Raw genomic sequence first — 14,996 nt, forward strand, 5'->3', positions numbered from 1 at the left:
CTGCCACGTCAGACTGAAAAAAACGTGCCGTTAGCCTGAGCGTTTCACTGCATTTTGTACAGGAGATTCTTACCCGGCATTGTCCGAAATCAGGGCGGTCTGCACGGCAACTGAAACGGTTCAGCCACAATAATAGAAGGAAGGAATAACAGGAATGATTGTGATCAATCTGACTGCTTAAATTTGGATCTGCGTCACAAATTCGAGCCATTGTCAGTTATTACTGGAGGAATAATAAATAAGAGGGATGAAAATTTCGTCCCTCTTATTTCGCTGCCAGACGGGAACAGACCCGCCCGGGCGGTTTTTACGCCAGCAGCGCCTTCGCTTTCGCGACCACGTTGTCAACGGTGAAGCCAAACAGTTCAAACAGCTGATCCGCAGGTGCAGATTCGCCGAAGCTGGTCATACCCACGATAGCGCCGTTCAGGCCAGTATATTTGAACCAGTAATCCGCAATGCCCGCTTCGATAGCGACGCGCGCGCTGATCGCTTTCGGCAGTACAGATTCGCGGTATTCATCGCTCTGCTTGTCGAAAGCATCCGTTGACGGCATAGAGACCACGCGCACTTTGCGGCCTTCGCTGGTGAGTTTGTCCCATGCACCGACAGCCAGTTCAACTTCTGAACCGGTGGCGATCAGGATCAGCTCAGGTGTGCCGTCGCAATCTTTCAGCACATAACCGCCACGTGCCACGTTAGCCAGCTGCGCAGCATCACGTTCCTGCTGCGCCAGGTTCTGACGAGAGAAAATCAGTGCCGTCGGGCCATCTTTACGCTCAATGGCATATTTCCACGCCACGGCAGATTCAACCTGGTCACAGGGACGCCACAGGCTCATGTTTGGTGTGGTACGCAGGCTCGCCATCTGCTCAACCGGCTGATGCGTCGGGCCATCTTCGCCCAGACCGATAGAGTCGTGGGTGTAGACCATGATCTGACGGATCTTCATCAGTGCCGCCATACGCGCTGCATTACGCGCATATTCAACGAACATCAGGAAGGTCGCGGTGTACGGCAGGAAGCCGCCATGCAGCGCCAGGCCATTAGCGATAGCGGTCATACCGAACTCGCGCACGCCGTAATGGATGTAGTTACCCGCTGCATCTTCGTTGATTGGCTTGGAGCCAGACCAGATAGTCAGGTTGCTCGGTGCCAGGTCGGCTGAGCCGCCCAGGTATTCCGGCAGAATTTTACCGAAAGCTTCGATAGCGTTCTGTGAGGCTTTACGGCTGGCGATCTTCGCCGGGTTCGCCTGCAGCTGCTCAACGAACTTCTGTGACTCTTCCTGCCAGTTAGCAGGCAGTTCGTTGCTGACGCGACGTTTGAACTCGGCAGCCAGTTCAGGATGCGCCTGCGCATACGCAGCGAATTTCTCATCCCATGCAGACTCTTTTGCCTGTCCCGCTTCTTTCGCGTCCCACTCTGCATAGATGTCAGAAGGAATAACGAATGGTGCGTGGTTCCAGCCCAGCTGTTTGCGGGTCAGAGCCACTTCATCATCACCCAGCGGTGCGCCGTGTGAATCATGCGTACCTGCTTTGTTGGGTGAACCAAAGCCGATAACGGTTTTGCACATCAGCAGTGAAGGCTTGTCGCTGACGCTTTTCGCTTCGTCGATCGCTTTAGCAATCGCATCCGCATCGTGACCATCAACGCCCCGCACCACGTGCCAGCCGTACGCTTCAAAGCGCTTCGCGGTGTCATCGGTGAACCAGCCATCAATGTGACCGTCGATAGAGATGCCGTTGTCATCATAGAACGCAACCAGTTTGCCCAGCTTCAGCGTACCCGCCAGCGAGCAGACTTCGTGCGAGATACCTTCCATCATGCAGCCATCACCCATGAAGACATAGGTGTTGTGGTCTACGATGTCATGACCCGGACGGTTGAACTGTGCGGCCAGCGTGCGCTCTGCAATGGCGAAGCCGACTGCGTTTGCGATGCCCTGCCCCAGCGGGCCGGTAGTGGTTTCAACGCCCACGGTGTAGCCATATTCCGGATGACCTGGAGTTTTTGAGTGCAGCTGGCGGAAGTTTTCCAGTTCACTCAGTGGCAGATCGTAGCCGGTCAGGTGCAGCAGGCTGTAGATCAGCATGGAGCCGTGGCCGTTAGAGAGGACGAAACGGTCGCGGTCGGCCCACAGCGGGTTGGTTGGGTTGTGGTTCAGGTAGCCGCGCCAGAGTACTTCAGCGATGTCCGCCATGCCCATTGGGGCACCCGGATGTCCCGATTTCGCTTTCTGTACTGCATCCATACTTAACGCACGAATGGCGTTGGCAAGCTCTTTACGAGAGGGCATTTTCTACTCCAGGTCGGATTAATGCTTCGCGCCTTAACCCATTGTTATTAATGAGTTAGTGGGCAAAACAAGGAAAAAGTTGCCCATCAATGTACATGAAAATCGGGGCAAAAGTACATGCTGTAAAACGCTAAATGTAACCGCTTCGTATGGCTTTTCCGGCCAACTCTGCTAGCAAAGTGCAGACTGGCACGCTATAACCAAATCGTTTATTCACCTGAGTGAGTTTCAGGTGTTTGTTTTTCTTACCTTGTTATGAATGGGATAGAGCATGAAAATCCAGAAAACGGTGTTAGCGCTTGGGCTGGCAACGCTGCTCAGCGGCTGTCAGGGTTTAGACAATAATGCGCTGATGCAGTCGGGCGCGCAGGCGTATCAGGCTTATTCCCTGAGCGACGATCAGGTTAAGCAGCTCAGTGATAAATCCTGTGAGCAGATGGACAAAGATAATCAGGTTGCGCCTGCAGGCAGTGAGTATCAGCAGCGTCTGAACAAGATCGCGGCGGCGCTGGGCGATAACATCAACGGCGTACCGGCTAACTACAAGGTTTATCAGACCAAAGATGTCAACGCCTGGGCGATGGCAAACGGCTGTATTCGTGTTTACAGCGGTCTGATGGATATGATGACTGACAATGAAGTGGAAGGCGTACTGGGTCATGAGATGGGTCACGTCGCGTTAGGTCATACGCGCAAGGCAATGCAGCTGGCATATGCCACAACCGCGGCCCGCACTGCAGCCGCCTCGGTGGGTGGCGTGATTGGTTCACTGTCGCAGTCGCAGCTGGGTGAAATGGGTGAAAAACTGGTGAATGCGCAGTTCTCACAGACGCAGGAATCGCAGGCGGATGACTACTCTTACGATTTGATGAAGAAGCGCAATATCAATCCGGAAGGCCTGGTGACCAGCTTTGAGAAACTGGCGAAACTGGAACAGGGACGTCAGAGTTCGATGTTTGACTCGCACCCTGCTTCTGAAGCACGCGCCGGGCACATCCGTGAGCGTATTGCCGCTGACGCGAAGTAATAGAGACGTCAGGCGCATGCACGGTGCATGCGCCTGTAAGGCGTATCAGGTCAACATCACTGACCTAACGCTTGAATATCTGATCCACCATCGAACCTAAATCGAGTTTGTTCTCGTGCAGCGATGCTTCATCCATGTGCCCCTGAGGTGACATCTTATCGATCAGCTGCGGCAGAATAACCGCCAGCGTGCCTGCGGCGCCCTTCACGTCGGTTCCCAGCTTATCTGCCAGTGACTGCAGTTCCGCCTCACCAAACGCTGTGTGGATGTCGCTGTGTTCTACCGGCTGATTCGTCCCGGTGCCGATCCACGAACCAAATACCTCACCCAGCCCGCCCTGCTGGAATTTTTGCAGCAGCACTTCGATGCCGCCCTGCTCCTGTACCCAGTGCCAGACCGCCTGCAACTGTCCGGGCAGATGCCCGTCACTCTGGTTGCCCTGCAGCGCTCCCGCCAGTTCATCCAGAAAGCCCATAATTGCCTCCACGTTGAGAATTGATATCCGTCAGTTTAGTTGCTGATGCGCGGTTACGCCTGATGTGCGTGCGCTATCAAAGGGGGACAAGCTGAAGGCGAAAAGCGGATGGGCAGAGTTGTTGGCATTGCGCCGCCTCACTTAGCGGCGCAATGCCAGCCAGGCAAACCCGGCAGGCTTCTCTTATCAGAGACGGAATTAGCCTTTGTTCGCAGCCTGAACATGCAGCATATCCAGCGCCAGCGTCGCCGCCGCCAGTGCAGTCAGATCCGCATGATCGTAACCCGGTGCCACTTCTACCAGATCCATGCCAACAATGTTCATGCCCTGCAGGCCACGAATCAGCTTGGTCGCTTTATCAGTGGTCAGGCCGCCAATGACCGGTGTGCCGGTGCCAGGCGCATGGGCCGGGTCCAGACAGTCGATATCGAAGGTCAGATAAACAGGCAGATCGCCGACGGTGCGTTTTACTTCGGCGAGGATATCGTCAACGCTGCGGTCATTGACCTGTGCCGCATCCAGCACGTTGAAGCCCAGGCTCTTGTCGAACTCGGTACGGATACCAATCTGCACGGAATGCTGTGGATCAATCAGGCCTTCTTTCGGCGCGGTAAAGAACATGGTGCCGTGGTCAAAGGTCGGGCCGTTGGAGTAGGTGTCGGTATGGGCATCAAAATGCACCAGCGCCATCTTGCCGAAGTGTTTTGCATGAGCGCGCAGCAGGGGCAGCGTGACGTAGTGGTCACCGCCAAAGGTCATCATGCGCTTGCCATTGGCCAGCAGTTTTTCAGCATGGGCCTGTAACTTGTCTGAGAGATCCTGCGAGTCGCCGAAGGCGTAAACCAAATCGCCACAGTCGACGACGTTCAGACGCTGACGCAGATCGAAATCCCACGGCCAGCGGCAGCCTTCCCAGGCCAGATTAGTAGAGATCTGGCGGATTGCGCCCGGACCGAGGCGGCTGCCCGGACGACCGGAAGTGGCGGCATCAAACGGCACGCCGGTGATAACCCACTCGGCGTCGCTGTCGTAAGGCTGGAAATTCAGCGGAAAACGCATGAAGCCAAAGGCGTTAGAAACCAGGGAGTTGTCGTACTGATTGCCAAGCGTGTTGTACATAATTGCTCTCTCTATGTGCGTAAGTCGGGCCAGGCCCGCAAGCCATTAAGGTTGAGATGAAAAAAATCCCCTCCGCGTCGTTAGGCCCGACGAGGAAGGGATTGAGTGGTTCAGATTATCGACATAGTTAACGGCAACTGCAATATGCGATTACGGGCTGCCGGGGCCGGTTACTCATCTTCCAAATAGGTGTATCCGTAGAGGCCGCTCTCAAACTCTTCCAGGAACTGCGCGCGCAGCTCGTCGTCAAGATCGGACGCCTGCACCTGATTGCGGAACAGCGCCATCAGCTCGTTAGGATCCAGCTGCACGTAACGCAGCATATCAGCCACGGTGTCGCCTTCATCAGAAAGCTGAACTTCTACTTCGCCATTTTCGCGCGCGTAAACATCCACCGCCTCGGTGTCACCGAACAGGTTGTGCATGTTGCCCAGGATTTCCTGATAAGCACCCACCATAAAGAAGCCCAGCATCGGCGGGTTATCAACATCATATTGCGGCATCGGCATAGTGGTGGCGATACCGTCGCCATCGACGTAGTGATCGATGGTGCCATCAGAGTCACAGGTGATGTCGAGCAACACGGCGCGGCGCTCTGGTTTCTTGTTCAGCCCTTCCAGCGGCAGGACCGGGAACAGCTGATCGATACCCCATGCATCCGGCATTGACTGGAACAGCGAGAAGTTAACGTAGATCTTATCCGCCATCCGCTCCTGCAGTTCGTCAATGATCGGACGGTGCGCACGGTTGCTGGGATCAAGATGCTGCTGAATGTAGTGACAGATGCTCAGATAGAGCTGCTCAGCCCATGAACGCTGTTTGAGATCGTAAGTGCCGGACGCATAGCCTGTGTGAATATCAGACAGATCCATCTGGCTGTCATGCAGCCATTCACGCAGCGAACGACGGGTGTCCGGCTCGTGCATCTCCTGCCAGGTTTCCCACATGCTGAGGATCGGGCGCGGCGCATCCGCATCCGGCGTTTCGGGTTCGCTGAACTCGTTACGCTCCACACCGATGATGTTGGAGACCAGCACCGTATGGTGCGCGGTCACGGCACGACCGGACTCAGTGATCACCGTCGGATGGTCCAGACCGTGCTCATCACAGGCAGCGCCAATCGCCCAGATCACATTGTTAGCGTACTCATTCAGGCCATAGTTGACCGAGCAGTCAGACTGCGAGCGTGTGCCTTCGTAATCGACGCCCAGACCGCCGCCGACGTCGAAACATTTGATGTTGACGCCCAGCTTCGCCAGTTCGACGTAGAAGCGCGCCGACTCGCGCACACCGGTGGCGATGTCGCGGATGTTGGACATCTGCGAACCCAGATGGAAGTGCAGCAGCTGCAGGCTGTCGATGCGACCTGCTTCACGCATGATCTCAACCAGCTTCAGCACCTGGGTCGCGGACAGACCAAACTTCGACTTTTCGCCGCCGCTCGACTGCCATTTACCGGAGCCCTGTGAAGCCAGACGCGCACGGATACCGAGACGCGGCACCACATTCAGACGCTCCGCTTCTTCCAGCACCAACCGTACTTCTGTCATCTTCTCAAGCACCAGATAGACCTTGTGGCCCATCTTCTCGCCGATCAGCGCCAGACGAATATATTCACGGTCTTTATAGCCGTTACAGACGATCACCGAGCGGGTCTGTCCGGCGTGCGCCAGCACCGCCATCAGCTCTGCTTTGGAACCTGCTTCCAGCCCAAGCGGCTCGCCACAGTGGATCAGCGACTCAATCACGCGTTTATGCTGGTTAACTTTAATCGGGTAAACCAGGAAGTAGTCGCCCTTGTAACCGTAGGATTCACGTGCACGTTTAAAGGCGGCGTTAATCGAACGCAGACGATGCTGCAGGATCTGCGGGAAGCAGAATAAGGCAGGCAGACGCTGACCCTGGGCTTCGCGCTCTTTCACCAGGCGGGCTAAATCGACGCGCACATCCGGACGATCCGGATCGGGGCAGACACTGATGTGGCCCAGTTCGTTAACGTCGTAATAGTTGTTGCCCCACCAGGCGATGTTGTACGTACGCAACATTTTGCTCGCATCCTGATCGTTCATTGCAACCTCCTGCATTGAGCGGAGTGTACCCTGTTCGCCAGCTGACGAACCTTTGATATTCTTCATGTCGTCAGACATCGCGAACCTCAATTTTCCGTTGAAAGATAGAACTGTTAACCGGCTTTATGGCCGCTAATCTGAAAACCTGTTGCCACATTAAATGCACTGTCCTGTTCACCTGACATCGCCGTCAGCGCGATTCACGCATGAGAGTTAAGTGTAAAACACCCTGGCCATCTCCGTTGAAACAGAGAACATTTAACCGAACACTATTGACCATGGATAATCTGTGTCGTTCCGCTGCGCGGGCGCAGAGAAGAGACAAAATCGCTTGAGCAGAGATAAAGATTAGCCGGCGCCTGTGTCGGTAAAATTACCGCATCGGACGTTGTGTCGGCAGAAAAGAGAAACAGATGGGAAGCGGGAGAGAGCCAGCGCCACGCCGCAGCGCAGAGAACCGGAAAGAGAAAAAGCGTGGTTCATTACTTGTATCACCTCCGCATATGCCAGGGGCACATGGAAAACAACCTGGGTGAAAGCCAGATCAGAGTCCGACAGGCGCGACGCAAAGAGTAGCGTCATTCTTGCTGCTGCTCTCGAAGCAGCGGCGTTTTATACCGTTTACGACTCTAAAATGCAAAAAGATTATCCGGGAATTGCGTGAAGTGTCAGCAAATTATGTCGATAACGCTAACAGGTTAAATGCTGAAACAGAAAAAGGGCTGGTAATTGGTTTCCCCTCTATCCTAAAATAGCCATCCAGATGGTTTTCCATCTAAACAGGTTACTATCCAGGCGGTGTTGGCCCGCTGTGCTGACACAACCTCACTGCTCGCGGCTTTGCCTGAAGGGGCGTCAGGTCAGACAACCTCACTGGCGCTATGCAGTCGTACTCAAACCATATTTAAGGTAAAGAACAGAATGGCTAAACACCTTTTTACGTCCGAGTCCGTATCAGAAGGACATCCCGATAAAATCGCCGACCAGATCTCCGATGCTGTGCTGGATGCAATCCTTGAACAGGATCCGAAAGCGCGCGTGGCCTGCGAAACTTACGTTAAAACCGGTATGGTGCTGGTTGGCGGTGAAATCACCACCAGCGCCTGGGTCGATATCGAAGAGATCACCCGTAAAACCGTACGTGAAATCGGCTATGTTCATTCCGATATGGGCTTTGATGCCAACTCCTGTGCGGTATTAAGCGCGATTGGTAAACAGTCTCAGGATATCAATCAGGGCGTTGACCGTACCGATCCACTGGAACAGGGCGCGGGCGACCAGGGCCTGATGTTCGGCTATGCCACCAACGAAACAGATGTGCTGATGCCTGCGCCGGTGACCTATGCGCACCGTCTGGTGCAGCGTCAGGCTGAAGTGCGTAAAAACGGCACATTGCCGTGGCTGCGTCCGGATGCCAAGAGCCAGGTCACTTTCCAGTATGACGATGGCAAAATCGTCGGCATCGATGCCGTCGTGCTCTCTACCCAGCACGCAGAATCCATCAGCCAGAAAGATCTGCAGGAAGCGGTGATGGAAGAGATCATCAAGCCGGTTCTGCCAGCAGAATGGCTGAGCGCCTCAACCAAATATCACATCAACCCAACCGGTCGCTTTGTGATCGGCGGCCCGATGGGCGATTGCGGTCTGACCGGTCGTAAAATCATTGTGGACACCTACGGCGGCATGGCGCGTCACGGTGGCGGTGCGTTCTCGGGTAAAGATCCGTCAAAAGTTGACCGCTCTGCAGCCTATGCAGCGCGTTACGTGGCGAAAAACATCGTGGCTGCCGGTCTGGCTGACCGTTGTGAAATCCAGGTCTCCTACGCTATCGGCGTGGCTGAACCGACCTCCATCATGGTGGAAACTTTCGGCACTGAGAAAATCTCTACCGAACAGCTGACGCTGCTGGTACGTGAGTTCTTCGACCTGCGTCCATATGGTCTGATTCAGATGCTGGATCTGCTGCACCCAATCTATAAAGAGACCGCCGCTTACGGTCACTTTGGTCGCGAACATTTCCCGTGGGAAAAAACCGACAAAGCAGCCCTGCTGCGTGAAGCAGCTGGCCTGTAAGATCAGCGACTGCTAATAAAACCCTGCCCCTGCGGCGGGGTTTTTTATCGCCTTTTCAGCCCCACTGCTGACCAGAGAATTTTTTCTCACGCACGCAGACTGAACGCCATATTCGCGCAGTTCCCGGCGACCTTCAGACGTTATAAAAATAAATCTGCCCGGCATCTCCTTCACTCTGAAGCAAATTTTCCATTCTCAGCTACACTTCCTTTCGCTTTTTCTGACGACAAAATGTTAACGATTACAAATTGAAATGCTTTGTTTTTCTGATATTTAGGAATTAACGCACGTAGTTATTATGCTGAAAATGCGTTATTTTCAGCGTCGTCTGATAGCCACTAAATAGAGCATTGTCAGAAACTTAATGAGTGCTATACCTCACTGGTTAATTAATCTTTCCGGGAAAAATATGCTGAATTTCAGGGTTTCAGCGTGTGTAAGCGATTACACTGATGTGATCAGACTCACTTTTTTCCCGCAAAAGGTTTTTTAACATTGATAAAAACAATGATGGATAAACCTGGAGGCTCCCATGCCTGGCAATACACACAAAAGCAGAACTTCAAATAAGGCGATGACCTTATTTGTCTGCTTTCTGGCGGCCCTTGCGGGACTGCTGTTCGGCCTGGATATCGGCGTTATCGCCGGTGCCCTGCCGTTTATCGCAAAGGACTTTAACGTTACTCCTCATCAGCAGGAGTGGATCGTCAGTTCCATGATGTTTGGTGCGGCGGTCGGTGCTATCGGCAGCGGCTGGATGTCTTCCCGCCTGGGGCGTAAAAAAAGCCTGATGGCCGGTGCGATTCTGTTCGTTATCGGTTCACTCTGGTCGGCAATGTCGCCGAACCCGGAAATGCTGATCAGCGCCCGCGTTCTGCTGGGCCTGGCAGTGGGTATCGCCTCTTATACTGCCCCGCTTTATCTTTCTGAGATCGCTCCGGAAAAAATTCGCGGCAGTATGATTTCGCTTTACCAGCTGATGATCACCATCGGTATTCTGGGTGCTTACCTTACTGATACCGCCTTCAGCTTTACCGGCAACTGGCGCTGGATGCTGGGCATTATCACCATTCCGGCACTGCTGCTGCTGGTTGGTGTTTTCTTCCTGCCAAACAGCCCACGCTGGCTGGCGGCGCGAGGCAACTTCCGCGATGCGCAACGTGTACTGGATCGTCTGCGTGATACCAGTGAGCAGGCAAAACGTGAGCTGGAAGAGATTCGTGAAAGTCTGAAGGTCAAGCAGTCTGGCTGGGGTCTGTTCACCAGCAGCAGCCACTTCCGTCGTGCGGTCTATCTCGGCATCCTGTTGCAGGTCATGCAGCAGTTTACCGGTATGAACGTTATCATGTATTACGCGCCAAAAATCTTCGAAATCGCGGGCTTTACCAACACCACCCAGCAGATGTGGGGCACGGTGATTGTGGGTCTGGTCAACGTACTGGCCACCTTCATCGCTATTGGTCTGGTGGATCGCTGGGGCCGTAAACCTACGCTGATTCTGGGCTTTATGGTGATGGCAGCCGGTATGGGCGTGCTGGGTACGATGCTGCATTTCGGTATCCACTCTGCGGGCGCGCAGTACTTCGCAGTAGGTATGCTGCTGATGTTCATCGTTGGTTTTGCGATGTCAGCCGGTCCGTTGATTTGGGTACTCTGTTCCGAAATTCAGCCGCTGAAAGGCCGCGACTTCGGTATCACGGTTTCCACAACCACCAACTGGATCGCAAACATGATCGTGGGTGCGACCTTCCTTACGATGCTGAATACGCTGGGCAACGCGAACACCTTCTGGGTCTACGCACTGCTTAACCTGTTCTTTATTCTGCTGACGCTGATGCTGATCCCGGAGACCAAAAACGTCTCGCTGGAGCACATCGAACGTAACCTGATGGCAGGTAAAAAACTGCGTGACATCGGTTCACGCGATTAACATTACCGGATAAAACGCGGTAAAAAAAACGGCGGGGTTTCTCTGGAAACCCCGCCGTTTTTATTTGTTCAATACAGGATTACAGCGTGTTAACTCGCCCTGCCGGCAATGGCTGACGTATGCAGCAGAGCGCCAGCGCCATAATGAAAATGGTGACGGTCTGATTATACGGCAGTACCGAATCGGTTAATCCGCAGATAAACAGTGCCAGCATTGGCAGCGCCACGCCGCGCAGATCGCACTTCTTCAGCATGCCGCCAGCCACAGTCAGATAGAGAAGCACCAGCGACAGCGTACCCAGCCAGCCCTGTAGCGTGGTTACTTCCAGAAACTCATTGTGCATGTTGTATTTAACGTTGGTGTAGCCTTCAACATTCAGTGGATAGTGCGCCATGATGAACTGACGCGCCTCGGTAGTGCGCGCATCCGGCGTCGCAAAACTGCCATGATGCTCAATAAAGTTGACCGCCCCGCCCCAGATCGCGACACGTGCGCCCAGAGAGGTCGAGCTGTTTGATCCGTAGTTCTCAATGTCCTGCACGCCTTCCACCCAACGGTTACTGGTCATCAGGATCAGCACCGCCAGTACGCCTACTAACAGTGCGCTAATCCGCCAGTTGGTCAGCAGCGACAGCCGCCAGGTCTGCAACAGGAACAGCAGACCCACGGCAATCAGCGCAATCAGCGTTACGCGGGTGCCGCACAGGTAGAGCAAGGCAAAGGTCACCGCCAGTACGGCGATGTCGGCAATCTTCCAGTATCTGTGCGTCTCGTAACGGCTCAGCCACAGCCAGGCGCAGTAGATAAACAGAATCATGTAGGAGGACATGGAGGCCGCTTCGGTGGTGAGCTTAATGCGGATATTCTCGGTATAGAGATGCTCATGAATACCAAAGCCCAGCGTAATCAGCAGACCGACCAGAATTAACACCTTTCCAATACGCAGCGTGGTTGCAGAGACCCGATTGCCATAAATCGCCAGACTAAGCAGCACAAAGGCGCCCAGCAACAGCCGCTTCGCCCCCAGCAGATAGTTGCTGATATTGGTCATGGCATCGTTTGAGGGCGCGGTCTCAATCCCCTTTGTGTGTATTGCCCAGAACAGACGGATCAGAGCAAAGATAATCAGCACAGCAAACAGGACGACATAAAAACCGTTCTCTTTAAACGCTACTCGCTTGCGCACTACGCCATACAACACAGACGCGACGGAGAGATAAGAGACCAGATAAAATATTTTTTGCGGCAGGCCGGAAACAAACATATTCAGTGACAGCGCCAGACAGAGCGCAACAACTGAGGCATTAACCATTAACGTTAATCCATTACGGCTGCTTTTATTTGTCATGCTTAACCTCAGTCAGACGGTTAAATGCACTCATCAGGTGCTTCATATAATTTTCCTCATAAAAACCGGTGATGCTCGCTTTAATAACCTGATGATCGGGAAAGGGGTAATCCCGGCTCATGGCGTTGAGAATAGCGGCAAGCGCCATGCTGTCATTGGTGGGGTAGAGCTGACCATTGAGACCGTTCTGAATAATTTCTGACGGGCCACTGATGCAGTCGGATGAGACGCAGTAGACGCCCCGTGACATCGCCTCCAGCAGGATCAGCGGGAAGCCTTCAAAGTTCGAGGTCATGAGCAGACAGGTGACCTGTCTGATATAGCGGATGACATACTCCCAGGCGTTCTCCTGCCAGCCATGCCAGGTGATACGATCCTGAATGCCGAGTTCCGACACGTAATGCTGACATTGCGTCAGATCTTCCCCATCCCCGACAATTTCCAGCGTCCACGGCGCATCCAGATGCTTTAACGCATCAAACAGATCTTTAAGCTGTTTCTGCCGCTGAAAATGGACGCGGCCGATATAGAGAAACTTCAGCCCCTGCGGCCTGCCGATAACCACGTCATTACGCCTGATCGGGTTGTAGATAACGTCCACGTCAGTGGCGCGTGCACCTAACTCCACCAACTGCTCTTTAATCTGCTTACTGATGGCAAAATGGTGATCGGCCCGCAGCAGATAATGTGGGCGATAGCGTTCACGCGGTGGCAGGTGCATCCAGCTCGACAACATGATTTTACGTCCTGAGAGCGTAATGGCCCGGCGCGTCATCAGACAGGGAATGGTGTTGAGGGTCAGAACATGATCAGGCTGATAACGACGAAAGAAGGCGGCCATTCTCAGCGTGTGAATAAGATTTTTTATTTTCTTATTCCGCAGCGTGCAGACGCTCTCTGATAAAACGGCGTTGGCAGTCCAGGCGCGGGAGAGGCTCTCCTCTCCGCTGTTGATAATAAACAGCCCCGCTTCCGTTCCGGATTCCTTATTGAGGGCGGTAATCAGCTGGCAGGTCACATTCTCCATACCGCCGCGGCCAGCCATGAGATCGGTAACCAGCACAATGCGCTGTTTCCTGATGTTATTATTTTTCATTGCGTTGTCCGTACACTGTGCTTTCCGCTTCTGATCCATTCACTCTGCTGTGAACATTAGCAACAGGATATTCTAAAAAAGGCCGTAACCATATTTAATCCAGAAATTTCAGCCAATAGCAGGGACACTCTTGGCCACTCTCCCGCGGTGGATCGTATGGATCGAAACTGGCGAAAGAGTATAGTCGCTGCGCTGTCGTTTTCACGGGTAACGTTGAGTTCCTGGACGACGGCGATTATTCTGAGCGCCATGAAAATACCTCGTCTCCCCATTGCCCTGCAGCAGGCCGTAATGCGCTCATTGCGCCAGTCGCTTGAGCGTGCAAATCTGGCACTGAAAACCCATTATCCGGAACCGAAGCTGCTTTACCAGCAGCGCGGTACGGCGGCGGGCACCGCCTGGCTGGCGTCCTGGGAGATCCGCATCAATCCGGTGCTGCTGCTGGAAAATCAGCAGACATTTATCGATGAAGTGGTGCCGCATGAGCTGGCGCACCTGCTGGTGTGGAAACAGTTTGGCCGCGTCGCACCACACGGCAAAGAGTGGAAGTGGATGATGGAGCAGGTTCTGGGCGTTCCGGCACGGCGCACCCATCAGTTTGAGATCGCCTCCGTACGCAGTAACACCTTTGCTTACCGCTGCCAGTGCCAGCAGCATCAGCTGACGGTTCGCCGCCACAATCGTGTTCTGCGTAAAGAAAGTGAATATCGCTGCGTGCACTGTGGCAGCCTGCTGGTCGCAGGCGAGTTTGTCGCTTCCTGAGAACAATCCCCATTCCGCCCTATTCCACATTCTGTTAACCTGCCGCCCTTTTTCGTACCAGGAAGAAATCCGGAATATGTCTCGCATACTAAGTCTGGCGGTTGCGCTGCTATTTGCACCTGCCGCTGACGCCCTTAATCTGAATAACTATCATCAAAATAACTTCCAGCAGGCTAAAACCTTTGCGGCGGCGATTAACGCCGATGCGCCGGGTTCATTCTACTGTGGCTGTAAGATTCAGTGGCAGGGCAAAAAGGGCATTCCCGATCTCAACAGCTGTGGTTATCAGGTGCGCAGGAACGCCAATCGCGCCGGGCGCATTGAGTGGGAACATGTGATGCCGGCCTGGGAGTTTGGTCATCAGCGTCAGTGCTGGCAGGACGGAGGCCGCAAAAACTGCAGCAAGGACCCCGACTATCGCCGCATCGAAACAGATTTGCATAACCTTCAGCCTGCAGTGGGTGAAGTGAATGGTGACCGTGGTAACTTCGCCTACAGTCAATGGAACGGTAGCGAGAAGCAGTACGGCCAGTGTGAGATGAAGATCGACTTTAAACTCAAACAGGCGGAGCCACCCGCACGGGCGCGGGGAGCTATTGCCCGAACCTATTTCTACATGCGCGATCAGTACCATCTGCGCATTTCGCGCCAGCAGACGCAGCTGTTTACCGCCTGGGACAAGCTCTATCCCGTCACAAAGTGGGAGTGTGAACGCGATCAGCGCATTGCAAAGGTTCAGGGCAATCACAATCCTTATGTGCAGCAGGCTTGCCAGCGCTAAAATCCCTGCCCTAC

At 53.9% G+C, this 14,996-nt stretch carries 11 protein-coding genes; 5 read left to right on the top strand and 6 right to left on the bottom strand.

The annotated features are described in order from the left end of the window. Positions 1–307 precede the first annotated feature (307 nt). A complete protein-coding gene (gene tkt / locus ACTJKZ_RS13455; RefSeq protein ID WP_222925008.1) occupies positions 308–2,302 on the bottom strand; it encodes a transketolase in 1,995 nt (664 codons plus the stop codon). A gap of 271 nt (positions 2,303–2,573) precedes the next feature. Here tkt and ACTJKZ_RS13460 point away from each other — a divergent pair, with 271 nt between their 5' ends. Next, a complete protein-coding gene (locus ACTJKZ_RS13460) occupies positions 2,574–3,329 on the top strand; it encodes a M48 family metallopeptidase (protein ID WP_161732626.1) in 756 nt (251 codons plus the stop codon). A gap of 64 nt (positions 3,330–3,393) precedes the next feature. On the opposite strand, the gene ACTJKZ_RS13465 is transcribed toward ACTJKZ_RS13460, so the two are convergent. From ACTJKZ_RS13465 to speA, 3 genes are all read right to left on the bottom strand, one after another. After that, complete coding sequence (locus ACTJKZ_RS13465) at positions 3,394–3,804, bottom strand: YidB family protein (RefSeq protein ID WP_161732628.1); 411 nt, start codon at positions 3,802–3,804, stop codon at positions 3,394–3,396. Positions 3,805–4,002: 198 nt separating this feature from the next. Next, entirely contained in the window at positions 4,003–4,923 is a 921-nt protein-coding gene (gene speB / locus ACTJKZ_RS13470; protein WP_161732630.1) for an agmatinase, read from the bottom strand. 170 nt (positions 4,924–5,093) lie between these two features. Continuing rightward, a complete protein-coding gene (gene speA / locus ACTJKZ_RS13475; protein ID WP_161732632.1) occupies positions 5,094–7,070 on the bottom strand; it encodes a biosynthetic arginine decarboxylase in 1,977 nt (658 codons plus the stop codon). Positions 7,071–7,913: 843 nt separating this feature from the next. Here speA and metK point away from each other — a divergent pair. Then, positions 7,914–9,065, top strand: coding sequence for a methionine adenosyltransferase (metK, locus tag ACTJKZ_RS13480; protein WP_010248851.1), 1,152 nt, complete (start codon positions 7,914–7,916; stop codon positions 9,063–9,065). Between the two features lie 532 nt (positions 9,066–9,597). Then, positions 9,598–10,995: a sugar porter family MFS transporter gene (locus ACTJKZ_RS13485; protein WP_161732634.1), complete on the top strand. Its 1,398-nt coding sequence runs from the start codon at positions 9,598–9,600 to the stop codon at positions 10,993–10,995. A gap of 79 nt (positions 10,996–11,074) precedes the next feature. Here the strand turns inward: ACTJKZ_RS13485 and ACTJKZ_RS13490 are convergent, their stop codons facing one another. After that, positions 11,075–12,343 carry an O-antigen ligase family protein gene (locus ACTJKZ_RS13490; RefSeq protein WP_237566680.1) on the bottom strand — a complete coding sequence of 423 codons (1,269 nt, stop codon included), beginning with the start codon at positions 12,341–12,343 and terminating at the stop codon, positions 11,075–11,077. Beyond that, positions 12,333–13,478, bottom strand: coding sequence for a glycosyltransferase (locus ACTJKZ_RS13495; protein WP_285087814.1), 1,146 nt, complete (start codon positions 13,476–13,478; stop codon positions 12,333–12,335). The genes ACTJKZ_RS13490 and ACTJKZ_RS13495 overlap by 11 nt, the downstream gene beginning before the upstream one ends. A 210-nt stretch (positions 13,479–13,688) precedes the next feature. Between ACTJKZ_RS13495 and ACTJKZ_RS13500 the strand changes: the two genes are divergently transcribed. Together ACTJKZ_RS13500 and endA are read left to right on the top strand one after the other, a co-directional pair. Further along, complete coding sequence (locus ACTJKZ_RS13500) at positions 13,689–14,201, top strand: SprT family zinc-dependent metalloprotease (protein ID WP_285087811.1); 513 nt, start codon at positions 13,689–13,691, stop codon at positions 14,199–14,201. Between the two features lie 76 nt (positions 14,202–14,277). After that, positions 14,278–14,982: a deoxyribonuclease I gene (gene endA, locus ACTJKZ_RS13505; RefSeq protein ID WP_161732640.1), complete on the top strand. Its 705-nt coding sequence runs from the start codon at positions 14,278–14,280 to the stop codon at positions 14,980–14,982. Positions 14,983–14,996 lie beyond the last annotated feature (14 nt).

The organism is Pantoea sp. 22096 (genome assembly GCF_052045955.1).
In the GTDB taxonomy this organism is placed as follows: Bacteria; Pseudomonadota; Gammaproteobacteria; order Enterobacterales; family Enterobacteriaceae; genus Pantoea; species Pantoea alfalfae.

Excerpts from the sequence above, each read along its gene's own strand:
- tkt (WP_222925008.1), bottom strand. The coding sequence starts at position 2,302 with ATGCCCTCTCGTAAAGAGCTTGCCAACGCCATTCGTGCGTTAAGTATG.
- ACTJKZ_RS13460 (WP_161732626.1), top strand. The coding sequence starts at position 2,574 with ATGAAAATCCAGAAAACGGTGTTAGCGCTTGGGCTGGCAACGCTGCTC.
- ACTJKZ_RS13465 (WP_161732628.1), bottom strand. The coding sequence starts at position 3,804 with ATGGGCTTTCTGGATGAACTGGCGGGAGCGCTGCAGGGCAACCAGAGT.
- speB (WP_161732630.1), bottom strand. The coding sequence starts at position 4,923 with ATGTACAACACGCTTGGCAATCAGTACGACAACTCCCTGGTTTCTAAC.
- speA (WP_161732632.1), bottom strand. The coding sequence starts at position 7,070 with ATGTCTGACGACATGAAGAATATCAAAGGTTCGTCAGCTGGCGAACAG.
- metK (WP_010248851.1), top strand. The coding sequence starts at position 7,914 with ATGGCTAAACACCTTTTTACGTCCGAGTCCGTATCAGAAGGACATCCC.
- ACTJKZ_RS13485 (WP_161732634.1), top strand. The coding sequence starts at position 9,598 with ATGCCTGGCAATACACACAAAAGCAGAACTTCAAATAAGGCGATGACC.
- ACTJKZ_RS13490 (WP_237566680.1), bottom strand. The coding sequence starts at position 12,343 with ATGACAAATAAAAGCAGCCGTAATGGATTAACGTTAATGGTTAATGCC.
- ACTJKZ_RS13495 (WP_285087814.1), bottom strand. The coding sequence starts at position 13,478 with ATGGATCAGAAGCGGAAAGCACAGTGTACGGACAACGCAATGAAAAAT.
- ACTJKZ_RS13500 (WP_285087811.1), top strand. The coding sequence starts at position 13,689 with ATGAAAATACCTCGTCTCCCCATTGCCCTGCAGCAGGCCGTAATGCGC.
- endA (WP_161732640.1), top strand. The coding sequence starts at position 14,278 with ATGTCTCGCATACTAAGTCTGGCGGTTGCGCTGCTATTTGCACCTGCC.